Raw genomic sequence first — 18762 nt, forward strand, 5'->3', positions numbered from 1 at the left:
TAAGTATATAGTGCCTTTAATTAGAAAAACAAGTATTGATAGCCACATGACAGATAAAAAACCAGAACCAAGTGACACAATGAAAAAAAAACTGGAGCCTAGAAAGTTCACTAAAAACCCGATTCTTGGAACAAAATTTACCATAGCAATTTCAAGTGCAAAAGGTGGAGTTGGTAAATCAACTTTTGCAACAAATCTTGCTTTAGCATTAAAACAAATTGGTTGTAAGGTTGGTTTGCTTGATGCTGACATTTATGGTCCTTCAATACCAAAAATGTTTGATATAAATGAAAAACCAAAAAGTGATGGTCAAACTTTAACTCCTATTACAAAATATGACATTCAATGTATGTCCATTGGTTTTCTAGCTGATCAACAAACTCCAATGATTTGGCGTGGACCTATGGTAACTAGTGCAATTAAAACTTTCACACAAAAAGTTGGTTGGAAAAACTTAGATTTTATAATTGTTGATATGCCTCCTGGAACTGGTGATACTCAATTAACTTTTTCTCAAGAAATTAAGATGGATGGAGCAATAATTGTTTCAACTCCTCAAGAAGTAGCACTTCTTGATGTTAAAAGAGGCATTAAGATGTTTGACAAACTTGGAGTTAAAATTTTAGGTTTAGTTGATAATATGAGTTATTTTACTGGTGATGATGGTAAAAAATATAAAATATTTGGTGAGGGTGGAGTTAAACGAACAGCTGAGGAATTTGAAAAAGAATTTTTAGGTGAAATTCCAATAAATTCTGAAGTTGGGAAATGTGGTGATGAAGGAAAACCAATTGTTGAAGCTAATCCCAAGCATGAAATTTCTAAAATATACTTAGACTTTGCTAGAAAAATTAAATCAACTTATCTTTAAGATCAAAAGAAACCATTAACTCATTCCATTCTCTTTTAGATAAGCCTGAACTATCTGGGTCAACTTCTTCCCCTTTGATTAGTTTTTGAATTATAACTTTTCCTTTGGCTGAAACCTCTGTTCCACCTACCCTATAATCCATAAATGCATCATAAGTTATAGGTACCCATTTCTTAACAGTGTCCAACATAATATCTGCATAAACTCTTATTTCATATTGTGCATGACTATCCGCTCTTAGTCTTAAGAAATTCATCAAATTTAGTAAGTCTGTTTTCCAGTACCACTGGGTATAAGTATTTAAAGTTAAATTCATTCTAGCAAGTTCTCTTGCAAGTCCTTTTTTATTTTCATCGATCGTTGAGCCATCAAACCTTTCATTCAGCATCATTTCATAATTGTCATAGGTTCTTTCAGCATCATTTTTTAAAAGTTCCAAAACTTCTTTTGCTTGTTCACCTTCAATAACATCTCCTCTTCCTTGTCTGTTACTTGAAGATTGTGCTGCTAAATTTTCTTGTGATGGTAAATAAAACTCTTTATCTAAAATTGAATACCTTGCTGAATACTCATTAACATTTGCTGTTCTATGTCTAATCCATTGTCGTGCAATAAAAATTGGAAGTTTAACATGGTATTTAATTTCACACATTTCAAATGGAGTGCTATGCCAATGTCTCATCAAATATTTTATAAGGCCTGCATCTGTTGAAACTTGCTTGGTTCCTTTTCCATAGGAAACTCTAGCAGATTGAACAATTGACGTGTCATCTCCCATGTAATCAATAACTCTTACAAAGCCATGATCAAGCGCTGGCATTGCTTCATAAAGAATGTTTTCAAGTTCAGGAGCAGTAACCCTTTTTGTTTGATTTTGTTGGGCCTGTTGATCTTTGATTTCTTGCGATTGTTCTTTTGTTAATTTCATGATTTTTATTGAATCTCCTTCAAATGCTTTTATAGTAATAGTGTTGGCTTGCCAACTACGACGATAAACGAATTTCGTAATAACCATTACGGACGTGGGGGCAGTACCCACCACCTCCACCATTTACAACTTAAGGGGGTGAAATAGGATCGACGGGTGACTAAAGGTTATTCTTTCGTTCGGGATTGTTCCACCGTGACGGGCTAAACTTTAAATGCTAACGAAAGTTACGCTATTGCTGCATAATTAACTTAGGTTAATTATAGAAGCACGGTCTGGGGCACCGGGTAACAGAACGCCCCTATAAATTTATAAATTTACTTAAATCAGGTTTAAAATATTTAGGACCCTTCATAACTTTTCCAGACTCATTATAGATAGGTTTACCATCTTCACCTAGCTTACTCATATTTGAATTTTGAACCTCTTCAAAACATTTATCAAGATCGATACCAAATGCGTGTCCAGCACCATAAGTTACATACAAAATATCTGTTAAAGCGTCAGCAACTTCTAAAAGATCTTTATTTTCCATTGCAATTTTAAGTTCTTCGAGTTCTTCTTTAATTAGATCGTATCTTAAAGTATTTATCTTATCAGAGCTAAAAGAAGGCTTAGTTTTGACTTCTTGACCAAAGGTTTTCATAAAAGTTTTTACTTTGTTAAAATTTGTCATTTAGCTCCTGTAAGTTTTTTAATTTTAATATATAAGTATACTAAATTAAAAATAATATATTAATCAATGAAATTAAGAAAAGAATTTGACAGTATTGGAAGTATAAACGTTCCTAATGATAAGTATTGGGGTGCGTCAACCCAAAGATCTAATAAATTTTTTAACATTGGAAAAATTTTAGTAAATATTTCAATAATTAAATCAATAGCAATTATAAAAAGATCAGCAGCGTTAGTGCATTTTAAAGAAAAGCAGATTGATAAAAAAATTACTAACTCAATCATAAAGGCCTCTGATGAAGTGATAAAAGGAAAACTAGATGAAAACTTTCCTTTAAAAGTTTGGCAGACAGGTTCTGGTACCCAAACAAACATGAATGTTAATGAGGTAATTGCAAATAGAGCAATTGAGATATTGGGTGGAAAAAAAGGTTCAAAAAAACCTGTTCATCCAAATGATCATGTCAATAAATCTCAATCAACAAATGATGTTTTTCCAACAGCTATGCATATATCTGTTGCACAAGAAACTGTATCAAAATTATTACCAAATTTGAAAATTTTAGAAAAAGAATTAACTAAAAAATCTAAAGAATTTAAAAGTATTATTAAAATTGGTAGAACCCATTTACAAGATGCAACGCCATTATCACTTGGTCAAGAATTTTCAGGATATCAAGTTCAATTAAAGAAATCTATTGAAAGAATAGAGTCTGCCCTTAAAGAGATATTCTTTTTAGCACAGGGTGGCACTGCTGTTGGAACTGGAATCAATTCAAGAAAAGGTTTTGATAAAAAAATTGTTAAAGAAATTGCTAAATTTACAAAATTACCTTTTAAACCTGCCATAAACAAATTTGCTGAATTGGCTGCTCACGACTCTATTATAAATTTCTCAGGAACTTTAAATACTTGTGCTGTCGCATTGATGAAAATATCAAATGATATAAGATTTCTTGGATCAGGACCTAGGGCTGGTTATGGAGAATTAATTCTTCCTGAAAATGAACCAGGCTCATCTATTATGCCTGGTAAAGTTAATCCTACGCAATGTGAAGCTGTTACGATGGTTTGTGCCAATGTTATTGGAAATCATACGGGGATTACTGTTGCTGGTTCTCATGGTCACTTTGAATTGAATGTATTTAAACCAATGATAGCCCACAATGTTCTTCAATCAATAGATCTTATTGCAGATAGTACAAAAAATTTTGCTCTCTTTTGTGTTAAAGGAATTAAAGCCAATAAGAAAAAAATTAAAGAGCATCTAGATAACTCTCTAATGTTAGTTACTGCTCTCGCTCCTAAAATTGGATATGACAATGCTGCAAAAATTGCAAAAACTGCTTTAAAAAATGGAACTACTTTAAAAGAAGAAACTTTAAAAACTGGTCTTGTAAAAGAGAAGGATTATGATCAGATAGTAGATCCTAAAAAAATGATTTACCCCTCATAAGCATCAAGTATATTATTTAATAATCTTTTAGTTTTAACTTTATTATTTAAATTATTATCCTCAAATTCCTCAATAATATTTAAAATTTGATCACCTACTTTATTATTGTCAATTTTGACATTATTAAATTTAATTACATTATTTGAAAAATCATAATCAAAATTTATTAAAACATTATTAATTTTTCTTCTAGATTTTTTTTTTGTGTTAAGAGATGAGAATAATTTATTACTATTCTTGATATCAAAAAATAAATCTGTATTTAAAATTAATCTATTATCTTGGACAAATAAATTACTATTACTTAACTCAAATGATCCTATGTCACTATTAAAAAATTTTGTTTTATCAAAGTTTATTTTGCCACTAGTTATATCTAGATAGATTTTAGAATTTTGAAAAAGACTCTTTTGCTCATTTGAATTAGCATTGATAAGAGTTTTTAAACTTATATTGCTATTAAATAATACTCCTGATTTTAGTAATTCTATTAAAATAGGATTAAAATTTAATAGCTCAGATATATTATTATCATTTAAATCAATTTTTAAATCTAGATCAAATGGATTAATTGATAAAATTCCATTGTAGTCAATTTTGTTATTTTTAATTCTTGAATTTTTGGAAAAAAAAATAACACTGTTGTTGCTCAATTTAAATTCTGAATTTAATAGAGTCCCTAAAAAAGTAACAATATTATTACCTTTAGTTTGGCCATCATTATCAACAATATAGTCATTGTTAATTTCTAAATTAAGAGACTTTGCATTAAATGAAATTTTTTTTTCAATTTGTTGATCATTTTTACTTTTTATTTCGAAAGTAAACGGTATTGAAAAAATACTCCCTTTGAGATTAAATTTGTTATGTAGTACTTGATCATCAAAAAATAGATTTGCATCATTAATTTTTACTATAGCAAATATTTCATTAATATTATCTTTAAAAAATATATTACCTTTGTCAAATTGAATTTTTTTATCAGAAAGTTTATCGTTAATTGAACTATTAAATCTTTTTAAATCAATCCCTGATAAAGAAAAATTTGCATCTTTTATAATAATATTTTTTAAAGTTATTTTTTCTTTATCAAAAAAATTACCTTGATTGATAAATACTTTTAAATTTCTAACCTCACCTATTATTTTTTTATCATTTGGCTCACTTAATAATATATTGGTATCTTCAATTAAAAAATGTGGAGATGGAAGAATACGGTAAGAAATATCTTTAGTGGATGTTAAATCAATTTTAAATTCACTAAGAAGATTTTTTTTGATTTTTTCCTCTACCCAGGTTTTATTGTATATACTGGGTAGTAATAAGTAAAAAATATATAAAAACAATGAACCAATTAAAGTTATTAAAACTTTATTTAATCCATTAATATTAAATTTATTATTTGTTTTATTCTTAACTTTGAATATTGTCTTTTGTATTAAGTTATTAAAAGTTTTTATAATTTTTTTCATAAATGCTGTTAAAATTAAAATATCTTATAATGGAATTTAAAAAATGATAAACTCTGAATATCTAAGGAATCTTAACGCAGCTCAAAAAGAGGCTGTTATGCATTTAGATGGCCCACTTTTAATAGTTGCGGGCGCAGGTTCAGGTAAAACTAAAGTTTTAACGTCTAGGATTGCTCATATTATTAATGAAAAAAAGGCTTTTCCCAATCAAATACTATCGGTAACTTTTACTAATAAGGCTGCAAAAGAAATGCAAAGCAGAGTTAGCGCCATACTAAATTCTGAGGCCATTGGCTTAACTTGGTTAGGAACTTTTCATTCAATTTGTGCAAAATTATTAAGAAAACATGCTCCTGCAGCTGGTTTAACATCTAATTTTACGATCATTGACACAGATGATCAAGTAAGACTCATTAAGAATATATGTAAAGCTGAAAATATAGATATTAAACAATTAGCTCCAAAATATATTTTATCCATTATTGATAGATGGAAAAATAAAGGATTTTATCCAAATGAAGTTGTTATAAATAAAAATGATATTTATGAAAAAACTGTACTTCCTTTATATAAAATTTATCAACAAAAACTACTAGATTTAAATGCATGTGACTTTGGAGATTTAATTTTACATGCTGTAAAAATTTTAGAAAAAAATTTAGATATAAGAGAAATATATTCAAATAATTTTAAATATATTTTGGTCGATGAATATCAGGATACAAACTACATTCAAAGTAGATGGCTATATCTATTATCGGAAAAACATAAAAATTTATGTTGTGTTGGAGATGATGATCAGTCTATTTACAGTTGGCGTGGTGCAGAAATTAAAAATTTTTTAGAATTTGATAAAGTTTATGAAAATGTAAAAGTAATAAGATTAGAAGAAAATTATAGATCCTCACAAAATATTTTATCTGTTGCCTCGAATTTAATAGCTAATAATCAAAATAGAGTTGGTAAAACTTTAAAAACTACAATGGACGAGGGTGACTTAGTTAAACTTAATTGTTTTAAAAATGGAAAAGATGAAGCAATAGGAATTTCAGATGAAATAGAAAATAAATTAAAAAAAAAATATTCTTTTAATAACATAGCAATTTTAGTTAGGGCAATTTTTCAAACTAGAGAATTTGAAGAACGTTTTTTAAAAATTGGTCTTCCTTATAGAATCTTAGGAGGTACAAAATTTTATGAAAGAGCGGAGATTAAAGACTGTATTGCATATCTAAGGTTAATTCATCAACCTAAAGATGATTTAGCATTTGATAGAATAATAAATAATCCTAAACGATCTATAGGTGAAAGTACCATTAAATTAATACACGAATTTTCAAAAGAAAACTCCTTAAGTTTAGAAATTTCTTCGAAACAATTAATTGAGCAAAATTTAATTAAACCAAAAACTAAAATAGGCTTAAATTCTTTTTTATTTTTAATGGATAAATGGAGAAATGATATCAATATAAAAAAAATTAACCATGTAAAATTGCTCCAGCTAGTCTTGGATGAGTCGGGCTACTCTTCAATGTTGAAAAATAAAAAAGATGTAGAAAATGAAAATCGGCTTGAAAATATTAAAGAGCTTCTCAGTGCAATGAAAGAGTTTGATAATTTAGAGAGTTTCTTAGAACACGTTGCATTAGCAACATCGGTTGATCAAGATTGGGATGGTGAAAAAATTAATATGATGACTATGCATGGCTCAAAAGGGCTTGAGTTTGACGTGGTTTTTCTACCTGGATGGGAGGAAGGACTTTTTCCACACCAAAAATCAATTGAAGAAAAAGGTCAAAATGGACTTGAAGAGGAAAGAAGGTTGGCTTACGTAGGAATAACTAGAGCAAAAAAGAGAGCACTTGTGTCTTTTGCAATGAATAGATTTTATCAAGGAAATTGGATTGATAGTATGGCCTCAAGGTTTATCGATGAATTGCCAGAAGAATTTTTAGAAAAAAACTCATATTTCGATGACAGTAAAGATGATGATTTTGAATTTAATCAAGATTTTGAAACTAATGAAGAAATAAGAAGCCCAGGTTGGATACGATATCAAAAAAGAATTAAATGATTATAGAAAAAATAAATAATTTAAGAAATAAATTCAAAAAATATAAAATTGATGGTTACATTGTTCCTAAAAATGATGATTATTTTTCTGAATATGCCAAAAATGATAGATTAAAGAAGATTACAAAATTTTCAGGTTCAGCAGGCTTAGCTGTTATTTTAAATAAAAAAAATTATTTATTTGTTGATGGTAGATATACTATTCAAGCTCAACAAGAATCTTCAGATAATTATAAAATAATTGAGATTCATAAAAAACTTCCAAATGAAATTATTAAAAATCTAAACTTAGGTTATGATCCAAGTCTATTTACAAAAAATATACTTAAGAAATATTTTTCAAATAATAATTTAACTGCAATAAACCATAATTTAATTGATCAAATATTTAAATTTAAAAAGATAAAAACAAAACCTTTTTTTTCTTTGGATAAAAATGTTGTAGGCAGATCACATCATTCAAAAATTTCTAAAGTAGTAAAATTTATTAAATCAAATAATGCTGATTATTTGTTTGTGAGTGCACCAGAAAATGTTGCGTGGTTACTTAATATTAGAGGCTATGATAATCCTAGCAGTCCAATACCAAATGCAAGATTAATTATTAGTAAAAATAAAAAAATATATCTAATAACTAAAAAATCTAACGCAAAAACTATTATTAAAGAAAGAAAAATAAATGCAAAATATATTATTGATGAAAATAATTTATCTAATTTATTCTACCAATTAGAAGAAGGAAATTTTATAATTGATAATAAATCTTGTTCAATTTTATATGAAAACATCATAAAAAAAAGATTCAAATTATTAAAAATTGAAGATCCAATTTATAAATTGAAATCTATTAAAAATGAGCAGGAGATAAAACATATGATTGAAGCTCATAAAAAAGATGGGCTGGCATTAACGAAATTTATTTATTGGATTAAGAATGTTAATAAAAAAGTAATCACAGAAGTTGATGCGCAAAATAGATTGGAAAAATTTAGAAAATTAAATCCAGCCTATTTATTCCCAAGTTTTAATACAATAGCTGGTGCAGGATCTAATGGGGCCATAGTTCACTATAGAGCAACACCCAAAAATACCAAAAAGATCAAAAAACAAGACCTTTTATTAGTTGATTCAGGTGGTCAATATAAATTTGGTACAACAGATGTTACTAGAACCATTTGTTTTTCTAAGCAAAAAAAATCCATAATGAATGCTTATACTCATGTTTTGAAGGGACATATTGCAGTTGTTCAAACTAATTTAAATAAAATTAATACTGGAAAAAAAATAGATATTAGAGCTAGAAAATTTTTAAAAAAAGTAGGCTTAGACTATGCACATGGAACAGGACATGGTGTTGGTTTTTTTTTAAATGTTCATGAGGGTCCACAATCAATTTCAAAATATAATAACATTAAATTAACCAAAGGAATGATTTTGAGTAATGAACCTGGGTTTTACAAAAAAGGTCATTTTGGAATTAGAATAGAAAATTTGATATATGTAAAAAAATTTAAAGATAAATTATTATTTAATAATTTTACGCTTGCTCCTATAGAAAAAGATTTGATCAATTACAAGCTGCTAAACAAATCTGAAAAAGATTATTTATTTAGATATCATTTAAAAATTTACTCTGAATATTCATCTTTATTAAATAAAAATGAAAGAAGATGGTTAGCCCAACTTATTTAACATTTTTAATAATTCTTTTTGATCAATAATTTTTATATTTAATTCTCTTGCTGTATTTATCTTTTTAATAGTTGGTTTTTCACCTGCTATTAAATAATTTAATTTTTTGTTCACATTGCTAATTATTTTTCCTGAATTTTGCTCAATTAAAGATTTTGCTTCTGCTCTACTAATTCCATTTAACTTACCTGTGAGCATAAAAGTTTTATTATTCAATAATCCTTTATCTTTTATTAAAATCATATTTTGTATTTTAAGTTTTTTTTTCAATTCAGATAGCACATCTAAATTTGTTTTATTTAAGAAAAACTTTTTTATTGACTGAATTTGAGTATTACCAATACCATCAATATTTGATAAAATTTCTATGTTTTTATCCTTTGATAATTTAAAAAAATTATCAGTAGTTTTTAAATGCTTTGCTATAAGTTTAGCATTTTCTTGTCCTATATGCCTTATTCCTAGAGCATAGATAAACCTATCTAGAGAGATTGTTATTTTTTCTTCAATTGAAAATTTTAAATTTTTTACAGATAATTTTCCCCATCCTTCTAATTTTTCTATTTTATCATAATTAAAATTAAAAACATCTTGCGGAAACCTTATTAGCTTTAAATTCCAAAAATTTTCAACAATCTTTTTACCCAGTCCATCGATATTAAATGCCTCTTTAGATACAAAATGTTTAATTTTTTCTATTGCAATTTTTTCACATTCATATCCCTCACTAGTACATCTTCTAACAGCATCTTTTTTTTTTGTTGTCTCATTATAATCTTTGACAGTTTTGTTGCCACACGATGGACAAATGAGAGGAAAATTAAATTTTTTAGAGTTTTTATTTCTTTTTTTTATATCAACTGAAACAACATGGGGTATTACATCGCCTGCTCTTTCAACGGTCACTGTATCCCCAATTCTTATATCTTTCCTGATAATCTCATCTTCATTATGAAGTGTGGCATTAGAAACTATAACACCACCAATATTAACTGGCTTAATCTTTGCAACAGGTGTTAGGGCGCCTGTCCTTCCTACTTGGATCTCAATATTTATTATTTCAGAAATTGAGCTATTAGCTGAAAATTTATGTGCAATAGCCCATCTTGGGGCATTAGCAGCAAATCCTAATCTTTTTTGTAAACTAAAATCATTAACTTTATAAACTACACCATCTATATCAAATGCTATTTCTTTTCTTTTTTCCTCTAAATTCTTATGATTAGACATTAAATTTTTGATGCCTGATATTTTTTTATTAAATGGATTTGTCTTAAAACCCCAGACTTTTAAATTTTCTAAAAATTCTGTTTGATTATTAATTTTCATCTCCGATGTATAACCAAAGGTATAGGCAATAAATTTTAATGGAATCTTAGCAGTAACATTGTGATCTTTCTGTCTAAGAGATCCCGACGCGGCATTTCTAGGGTTGGCAAATTTTTCACTAATCTTTTTAAAGTCATCATTTTCTATAAACACTTCACCTCTTATATCAATTTCATTAGGAAAATTTTTTGCACTTACATTCTGTGGGATATCCTTAATTGTTTTTAAATTTTCAGTAATATCCTCTCCTTCGGCTCCATCACCTCTGGAAAGTCCCTTTATAAATTTTCCATTAATATAAATTAATGATGCTGATATTCCATCAATTTTTGGTTCAGCACTATAATCCACTACACTTGTCTTATTTAAACTTAAAAAATTGAATATTTTTTTTTCAAAGTTTTTTAAATCCTCTTCATTAAAAGCATTTCCAAGTGATAGCATTGGAACCTTATGTCTTACCTTCTCAAAATTTTTTGATGGTTTAAATCCTATTGAAACTGTAGGTGAGTGTTTGCTTTTTAAAAATAAATATTTTTTTTCTAAATCAATTATCTGTTTTTTTAAGAGATCATATTCTTGATCGGTTACAATAGAGTTGTTTTCTTGATAGTAAGCTTTGTTTAATTTTTGTATTTTTTTTATTTTTGTAGAATAATCTTTCTTAATTAATTCATCATTCATTTATTCAAAAATTGTTTTAAATTTTGCTTTAAATCTAGATAGTATTTTTTTTTATCCTTTTGTTTGTTTTTTTTTAACTGTTTTTCATCATATTTATAATCTTGATTAAATATTTTATAAGATGCTTTATACCACTCACTGGAACCATAATTATATCCTAACAAATTTGCATATTTTTTAGACTCTTCAACTAAACCAATCTTGTAATTTGTCTCAACTAATCTAAATAATGCTTCTTCGACATAAACTGTAGTTTCATAATTTTCTAATACATTTTTAAATCTATTTAAAGCAGGTATCCATTTTTTACTTTTTAAATAGTGCCTACCTATAAACATTTCTTTTCCAGCAAGTCTATCTTTAATGAGCTCTATTTTAAATTTGGCATCAAGAGCAAAATCAGTATCGGGATATTCTCTTATGATTAACTCAAACTCTTTTTTTGAATTAAGTAATGGCTCTAAATCTCTTTTTTCATCAACAATATTTTCATAATAACACATAGCTAAAATAAAGTGAGCGTAGTCATTATTAGTATGATTTGGATATTTCCTCATATAATCTTTAATTTGATCGATTGCCTCTAAATAATAATCATCAGAATAATAGGTATAAGCTGACATTAGAGATGCCATTGGTGCCCACTCTGATTGTGGAAAAATTAATTCAGCTTCTCTAAATTTATTTGCTGCATACAGGGTGTCTCCATTTAATAATTCCTCATAGCCCTCCTCATATAGTGAAATCATTTGTAAATTTATATCAGTCTCATTAATAACGGTAATTTTTTTTTCTTTACTACATGATGTTAAAAAAATAATTAAAGTTATTAAAGTTATATAAAAAAGTTTATTCATTTTTAATCTATTAACATAAAAACAAAAAAACTCTAATCTTTATGCAATGGATCTAAGACTAGTTTTGTTAACAAAAGCATGTGGGAGGCTTTTTTCTTTAATTTCTATTAATGAAAAATTTTCATCATTTTCAAAAACTTTTCTTAGTAATTGATTTGTAAGCTTATGGCCACCTTGTGAACAAACTATTTTTCCAATTATTTTATAGCCAGCCAAGTATAAATCGCCCATACAATCTAAAATCTTATGATTAACAAATTCTTTATGATTTCTAAGTCCATTTTGATTTAATACCGAATTATTCTTAACAACTACTGCATTATCAAGGCTGCCTCCTTTTGCAAGACCCATTTCTTTTAATTTTTCTATATCTTCAAACAGACAAAATGTTCTGGAGTTATAAATATCACTCAAGTCAGATTCAAAAACCTTAACCAAGTTTCGTTGGGTTCCTATAATTTCGTTTGTATACTTTAGTTCAAAGTCTATATCTAAACTAATTTTACTTGGTTCAATAGTTATTGTTTTATTTTTATCTATAAATTCTATTTTTTTTAAAATCTTTATTATCTTAATTGGAGTATCAGTATTTTTAATCCCAATTTTAGAGATAGCTTCAACAAAAAGTTTTGCTGAACCATCTAAAATTGGCACTTCTTGATTATCAATTTCAATTAATGCATTATCAATGCCCAAACCATATAACGCTCCCATTAAATGTTCTATAGTTGATACGCTTACCCCATGTTCATTTGAAATAGTCGTGCAAAATATTGCACTACTTACATTAAATATATTTGGTATAATAACATTATTCTCTTTTAAGTCTGTTCTTTTAAAAATTATTCCAGTATTTGGTGCGGCAGGCTTTACAATCATAGTTGCAGCTAAGCCGCTATGAAGACCAACACCATTGAATGTGATATCTTGATTAATAGTTTTTTGATTTAAAACAGACATTGAGGTGTTATAAATAGTAAGATTAAATTAAGAAAAACAAGAAATGTTACGGTAATTTACTATAATTTTTTAACCAGATTATCTAAATAAGTGAAAAAGTTTTTCAAAAAAACCATGTTTTATTGATTTTTTTGGGACTATTACAACCTCTTGTTCATTTGGTTTTGAAATTAATCTGAAGCCTGACCAACAAATATCCTCAAGAGTTTCTTCTAAAAAATCAATATCATTTACAAAAGAAATGTTATCTTTGAGCTTACTATCAAGTATTTTAGATCCTTGACCAGTTAATACCATCTTAAATTTTTCAATTAAAAATAAATTTGATTTAATTGATTTATTACACAGCTCAAGAATTTCTTCTGTTCTAGCCAAAATTATTTTTTGAAGCATATCTGTAGATTTAATTTCTTCACTTAAAATGTTGAGATTTTGGTCAAAATTCAGTTTGATTTGTTCAGACTTCTGTAAACTTATATTTAATACCTTGGAAAGATCTTTTGTAATATGATTACCACCAACAGATAAAATATCTAACATAGCTATATTTTCATTTAAATACGTAATTATAGATGTTTTATCAAATCCAACATCAATAAATGATACGGGCCCACTAAGATTTAAGTTACTTTTATAATGAATGGATTTTGCGTAGCTTGTACAAATAATTCTATCAACTAAAATATTTAATCTAGAAAATATATCTTTAAAATTTAAAACTAATTCTAAAGGTAAACAAATAAAAAGTATGTCTAAAGAAAAAAAATTACAATTAATTTTATCTGGTAAAAAGGGGTAATCAACTCCATCAATCTTATAATTATTAATGATGATATGAGCTATATTGTAGCCAGTATAATATTTTAAAATTTCTTGTTTTGCCTCTTGAACTAAAAATTTTATATTTTCTTTTTTTAATTTTGATCCATCAAGTTTTTTGGATAAAGAAATACTTATTGAGAGCATCTTAGGGCTATCTATCATCAGATTTACATTGTTAATATATTTGTTTGAGTCTCTCTCAAGTGAGTCTATAATCTCTCTAATTTTTAACTCTAGGCTTATATTGTCTTTTAGAAATTCGCTTTCTGTAAAGTATGCTTCATTGTCATTATCTATATTAAATGTTGCTGCTCTTATTTTAGATGAACCACAATCAAAAAAAGTTTGATAATTTGTATTAGACATTAATTTATTGTTAAACGATCCTTTACCCTAAGATCTATAATTTTTTTATTAACTTGATTGTCTTCAATAATCTTATATGCAAGATTTAAAGCTACTAAGGAATTTTCTAAAGGCAACTTAATCAGAATATCGTTATTGGTTAAAATATCCCATCTATTTGACTTAAAAAAATATAATGTCTTAAATCTATCAAAGGTAAACTTTGATTGTTCAATATCTTTTTTTAAACTTAAAAAGCTTTTTGATTTAAAATCTCCAAACAAGAAAGGTAAATTTTCTGAATTTTTTGAGTCTCTAATAAGTTTACCATTTGCTCCAACTAATAATTTATTATCATTTGATGTTCGGGCTAGATATCTGGTGGGTGTAATATTTATCACTATATTTCCAGGATAAATTCGTTTAACGCTATATTTTTCTATAATATTGTAGTCATCAATTATGTCGACAATTTCTTTACGATTAATGAATAAAATATTTTTATTAACTAAACTTTTAAGTCTATTTGAAATGTCAAAATTATTATCATTTGAAAGACCTTGAATTGTTATTTTATTATTTGTAGATAAGTATTCATTATTGTTGGGTGCAAATTTACCACTTATTGTACTTAATGTAATTAGCAATATAAAATAAATTACTATTTTATTTTTTTTACCTATTGATTGAAGCATCTTTTAAAATCCACTCAATTAATTTGATAAAAGTTATACCTTTGTGACTAGCAATTTCTGGTACTAATGAAAGTTTGGTCATACCTGGCTGTGTATTAATTTCTAGTAAATAAAATTTACCTTTATGATATTTAAAATCTGATCGTGATACTCCTCGACAGCCAACTATTTGATGGGCTTTATTTGCGATGTTTTCAACCTTACTCAAATCTTTTTTAGATAAATCTACAGGAATTATGTGTTTTGTTTTAGCGTTTGAACTATATTTTGCTTCATAGTCATAAAATTTTCTTTTAGGTTTTAACTCAATTGTACCAAGCACTTTTTGGCCCATTACGGCAACCTGTATTTCTCTTCCTTCAATAAACTCTTCAATTAAAATTTGTTTATAAATGTTTAATTTTTTCAAATTTTTTATGAAATCTTTTTTTGTGCATATATAAACATGTACACTTGATCCCTCATTTATTGGCTTTATTACAACTGGAAATTTTAATTTTTTATCAATTTCTTTAGTTATATTTTTGATTGGTCTTAAAAAATCGAACTTGATATATTTTGGTGTTAAAATCTTGTTTTTAAGAAAAATTTTTTTTGATAATTCTTTATCCATAGCGATTGATGATGCAAGTATACCTGAATGAGTATAAGGAATTTTTTGTGTTTCTAAAATTGATTGAATATAGCCATCTTCTCCATATTGTCCGTGCAAAGCATTAAAAATTATATTTGGCTTAAATGATTTTATATTTTTAAGTAAATTATTATTTGGTTCACTTATTTTAGTTCTATAACCATTTTTTTTTAACTCATTAAAAACTTGCTTTCCAGTATCTAAACTTATTAATCGCTCTTTGGATATTCCTCCACAAAGTACTAAGATTTTTTTTTTCATAGCTATTCCAATATTTTTATTTCTTTTTCAAGTATAATTCCTGTTTTTTTTTTAACTTGTTCCTGAACAAAGTTGATTAATTTAATCATATCATTGAAACTAGCGTCACCTTTATTTACAAAAAAATTAAAATGTTTTTCTGAAATACTAGCATCTCCAAAATTCAAATCTTGTGGCACAGACTCTTTAATTAATTGCCAAACTTTTTTATCTGATTGATTAATAGGATTTTTAAAAGTGCTACCACTTGTCTTTATTTTAGTTGGTTGAGAGTTATCTTTTTTATCTTTTAACTCTTTAATTTCAGTTTTAATCTTTTCTTTATCTTTATTGAAACCTTTGAAAGAAGCACTTAAAAAAATCAAATCTTCTGGTAAGTCATTATTTCTGTATTCAAACATAATTTTTTTAGCAGGTATTGTTAAAACTCTACCATTCCGATCAATGGCTTGCACGGATAGAAGTATGTCTTTAAATTCTCTCTTAAAACAGCCAGCATTCATTCTTAAACCACCTCCAACGGTACCTGGTATACAAGCTAAAAATTCGAAACCACCCACTTCATTTTCCATAGCAAAGTCTGATAATTTTTTATCAGAACAAGCACTGCCAGCAATAATTGTACTATTGGGAAGCATCGTAATATTGGCAAAATTTTTACCTAATTTAATAACAACTCCTTCATAAGTTTTATCACATATCAGGGTATTAGAGCCAGCACCTAGAATATAAATTTTTTCTTTTAAGCCAAATTTTTTTAAAAATAGAATTAAATCTGACAAATTATCAGGTTTAAAATACGCCTTAGTTTTACCACCTATATTGAACCAATTGCTTTTCTTTAGATCAAAATCAAATAAAAATTTACTATTGATCTCACTTGAGAATTTTTTTAATTCTTCTAATTGCATTATATCAATTTTGGAAGTTCTCTCATCCAGGAAGAAATTGTCCCTGCACCCATTCCAACAACTATTTTTTTTCCATAAATATTATTTTTAATAAATTTTGCTAATTGATACTGATCATTAACCATAAATAATTTAACATTAGAATTTTTAATAATTTCTTTTGCAAAATTCATGTAATTAAATCCAAGCTTAATTTTTTCACCTGCGGCATAAATTGGGCACAAAATAACTGTGTCTGCTTTTTTAAAAGATAGGCTAAATTCTTTTTTTAAATCTTTTAATCTTGATATTCTATGAGGTTGAAATACACAAATAACTTCTTCTTTTTTATATGCGGCTCTAACTCCATTTAAAACTTCTTTTATTTCGGTTGGATGATGGGCATAATCGTCATAAAAATGAGTTTCTCTGTAGCTAAAAATTTTATTAAATCTCCTTTGAACACCTTTAAATTCTCTTAAACCATTTTTTATAAGTTTTGGAGAAATTCCAATTGTTAATGAAACAGCTGCTGCAGCAGTTGAATTACGTATATTATGAATACCAAGAAGGGGGATCTTAATATTTTTTATATTCAAATTTTTCTTCCCAGGAAGCTTTATTGATAAATCATATTCTGAAAAATCTTTTAATTGTTTTATATTTTTTATATAAAATTGAGATTTTGGGTTTGTTCCATAAGTAAAATAATTTTTTATTTTTAGTCTCTTTAATAAGTCATTATTATTTTTATCATCAATACATATGAATGATTTACCAAAAGTGGGAACTTTATTTATAAATTTTATAAATAAATCTTTAAGATCATCCATGGAACTGTAATAATCCATATGTTCTCGGTCTATATTTGTTATTATAGAATAGGTTGGAGGCACATAAATAAAACTTCCATCAGACTCATCCGCTTCTAATATACACCAATCACTTTTTCCAAGCTTTGCTGAATTTTTAATTGCATTTAGTACTCCACCATTAATGATTGTTGGATCTAATTTCGTTTTTGCAAAAATTGCTGCTAATAAAGATGTTGTAGTTGTTTTACCATGAGAGCCTGTCACAACAATATTTTTAGTTAAAGAGACTATATTTGCTAACATTTGTCCACGTTTATAAATTGGCAACATCTTTTTTTTTGCTTCAATTAATTCTGGATTATTTTTTTTAATGGCTGAAGAGATAACAACAATCGTTGCTTTTGAAATATTTTTTTTATTATGTTTAATATTAATCCTGATCTTACTTTTTTGTAATCTTTCTATATTTTTATTATTTTGAACATCGCTTCCCTGAATATTAAAACCCATTCTTTTCATAATAAGAGCCAGGCCACTCATGCCAATGCCACCTATACCTATAAAATGTATAATTTCAGTTTGTGCTAATTCAATTTTCATTAATAATAGAGTTAATTTTGAGATTTATATTATTCCAACTATTTTGATAGCTAAAATTTTCCATTTTAATTAGTCTTTCATTATATTCTTTTTTATTTTCAATGATATTTGTTAAAAAACTCACCATTTTATCTTCATTAATATTATTTTGATTTAAGATCCAATTGCATCCTATTTCATTATAAAAATTTGCATTTTCAAATTGATGATTATCTTTTGAACTAGGCAGTGGTATAGCAACATGCGGTAAATTTAAAAAAACTAATTCTGCTAACGTTGTAGCTCCTGCTCTTGTAATACATAAATTTGATTTTTCCATGAACATTGAAACATCTTCATTGTATTCAAACAGTTCATAATCAATTTTATTTTCTTGGTAGGTCTTTTTTATACTAGTAAAATTATTTATGTTTGATTGTTGGTAAACTTTAAATTTATATTTTTTTGATAGTTTGACTATTGAATTTTTAATCAATGTATCAAAAATTTTTGCTCCTTGACTGCCACCAATAACCAGAAGTTTAATTTGATCATTTATTATCTTAGTTTTATTAAGTTCATAAAATTTTTTTCTTAATAAAGGGGGTATAATTTCAATTTTATTTTTTAGATTTTTAGGAAAATTTTTTATTTTATCAGAATAACAAAATATTTTTTTACAATATCTTAAAAAAAGCTTATTAGATCTTCCAATCACAATATT

Annotated in this window: 16 protein-coding genes and 1 other RNA gene; 5 read left to right on the forward strand and 12 right to left on the reverse strand. The window is 26.7% G+C overall.

All coding sequences use genetic code 11. From position 1 onward, the window contains the following. The first annotated feature begins 46 nt into the window (after positions 1 to 46). Entirely contained in the window at positions 47 to 871 is an 825-nt protein-coding gene (locus AC5SL8_RS04745; protein WP_494580800.1) for an Mrp/NBP35 family ATP-binding protein, read from the forward strand. On the opposite strand, the gene thyX is transcribed toward AC5SL8_RS04745, so the two are convergent. After that, complete coding sequence (gene thyX / locus AC5SL8_RS04750; RefSeq protein ID WP_494579336.1) at positions 852 to 1799, reverse strand: FAD-dependent thymidylate synthase; 948 nt, start codon at positions 1797 to 1799, stop codon at positions 852 to 854. The genes AC5SL8_RS04745 and thyX overlap by 20 nt on opposite strands. A gap of 4 nt (positions 1800 to 1803) precedes the next feature. Between thyX and ssrA the strand changes: the two genes are divergently transcribed. Then, positions 1804 to 2105: a transfer-messenger RNA gene (ssrA, locus tag AC5SL8_RS04755) on the forward strand. On the opposite strand, the gene AC5SL8_RS04760 is transcribed toward ssrA, so the two are convergent. Continuing rightward, positions 2101 to 2475, reverse strand: coding sequence for a pyrophosphohydrolase domain-containing protein (locus tag AC5SL8_RS04760; protein WP_494579338.1), 375 nt, complete (start codon positions 2473 to 2475; stop codon positions 2101 to 2103). The two genes, ssrA and AC5SL8_RS04760, sit on opposite strands and share 5 nt — an antisense overlap. Before the next feature lie 66 nt (positions 2476 to 2541). On the opposite strand from AC5SL8_RS04760, the gene fumC reads away from it, so the two are divergent. Beyond that, positions 2542 to 3930 carry a class II fumarate hydratase gene (gene fumC / locus AC5SL8_RS04765; RefSeq protein ID WP_494579340.1) on the forward strand — a complete coding sequence of 463 codons (1389 nt, stop codon included), beginning with the start codon at positions 2542 to 2544 and terminating at the stop codon, positions 3928 to 3930. Here the strand turns inward: fumC and AC5SL8_RS04770 are convergent. Then, entirely contained in the window at positions 3918 to 5402 is a 1485-nt protein-coding gene (locus tag AC5SL8_RS04770) for an AsmA family protein (protein ID WP_494579342.1), read from the reverse strand. The two genes, fumC and AC5SL8_RS04770, sit on opposite strands and share 13 nt — an antisense overlap. 43 nt (positions 5403 to 5445) lie before the next feature. On the opposite strand from AC5SL8_RS04770, the gene AC5SL8_RS04775 reads away from it, so the two are divergent. Both AC5SL8_RS04775 and AC5SL8_RS04780 read left to right on the forward strand, forming a co-directional pair. Then, a complete protein-coding gene (locus AC5SL8_RS04775) occupies positions 5446 to 7476 on the forward strand; it encodes an ATP-dependent helicase (RefSeq protein WP_494579344.1) in 2031 nt (676 codons plus the stop codon). Then, positions 7473 to 9167, forward strand: coding sequence for a M24 family metallopeptidase (locus tag AC5SL8_RS04780; protein ID WP_494579346.1), 1695 nt, complete (start codon positions 7473 to 7475; stop codon positions 9165 to 9167). Before AC5SL8_RS04775 ends, AC5SL8_RS04780 begins: the two co-directional genes overlap by 4 nt. Here AC5SL8_RS04780 and ligA read toward each other — a convergent pair. From ligA to AC5SL8_RS04825, 9 genes are all read right to left on the reverse strand, one after another. Further along, on the reverse strand, positions 9150 to 11180 hold the full coding sequence (gene ligA / locus AC5SL8_RS04785; protein WP_494579348.1) for an NAD-dependent DNA ligase LigA: 2031 nt from the start codon (positions 11178 to 11180) through the stop codon (positions 9150 to 9152). The genes AC5SL8_RS04780 and ligA overlap by 18 nt on opposite strands. Continuing rightward, positions 11177 to 12037, reverse strand: a complete 861-nt coding sequence (locus AC5SL8_RS04790; protein ID WP_494579350.1) for an outer membrane protein assembly factor BamD — start codon at positions 12035 to 12037, stop codon at positions 11177 to 11179. Before AC5SL8_RS04790 ends, ligA begins: the two co-directional genes overlap by 4 nt. A 39-nt stretch (positions 12038 to 12076) precedes the next feature. After that, complete coding sequence (gene lpxC, locus AC5SL8_RS04795; protein ID WP_494579351.1) at positions 12077 to 12997, reverse strand: UDP-3-O-acyl-N-acetylglucosamine deacetylase; 921 nt, start codon at positions 12995 to 12997, stop codon at positions 12077 to 12079. Between the two features lie 78 nt (positions 12998 to 13075). Beyond that, the gene (locus tag AC5SL8_RS04800; protein ID WP_494579353.1) at positions 13076 to 14185 is read right to left on the reverse strand and encodes a cell division FtsA domain-containing protein; all 1110 of its coding nucleotides are present in this window, start codon (positions 14183 to 14185) and stop codon (positions 13076 to 13078) included. Next, entirely contained in the window at positions 14185 to 14859 is a 675-nt protein-coding gene (locus tag AC5SL8_RS04805; protein WP_494579354.1) for a cell division protein FtsQ/DivIB, read from the reverse strand. Before AC5SL8_RS04805 ends, AC5SL8_RS04800 begins: the two co-directional genes overlap by 1 nt. After that, positions 14840 to 15754: a D-alanine--D-alanine ligase gene (locus tag AC5SL8_RS04810; protein ID WP_494579356.1), complete on the reverse strand. Its 915-nt coding sequence runs from the start codon at positions 15752 to 15754 to the stop codon at positions 14840 to 14842. The genes AC5SL8_RS04805 and AC5SL8_RS04810 overlap by 20 nt, the downstream gene beginning before the upstream one ends. 2 nt (positions 15755 to 15756) lie before the next feature. Then, positions 15757 to 16665: a UDP-N-acetylmuramate dehydrogenase gene (gene murB, locus AC5SL8_RS04815; RefSeq protein WP_494579357.1), complete on the reverse strand. Its 909-nt coding sequence runs from the start codon at positions 16663 to 16665 to the stop codon at positions 15757 to 15759. Further along, the gene (gene murC, locus AC5SL8_RS04820; protein WP_494579359.1) at positions 16665 to 18059 is read right to left on the reverse strand and encodes a UDP-N-acetylmuramate--L-alanine ligase; all 1395 of its coding nucleotides are present in this window, start codon (positions 18057 to 18059) and stop codon (positions 16665 to 16667) included. The genes murB and murC overlap by 1 nt, the downstream gene beginning before the upstream one ends. Next, positions 18049 to 18756 carry a UDP-N-acetylglucosamine--N-acetylmuramyl-(pentapeptide) pyrophosphoryl-undecaprenol N-acetylglucosamine transferase gene (locus AC5SL8_RS04825; RefSeq protein ID WP_494580801.1) on the reverse strand — a complete coding sequence of 236 codons (708 nt, stop codon included), beginning with the start codon at positions 18754 to 18756 and terminating at the stop codon, positions 18049 to 18051. The genes murC and AC5SL8_RS04825 overlap by 11 nt, the downstream gene beginning before the upstream one ends. Positions 18757 to 18762 lie beyond the last annotated feature (6 nt).

Source organism: Candidatus Pelagibacter sp. PS_41, from assembly GCF_059417725.1.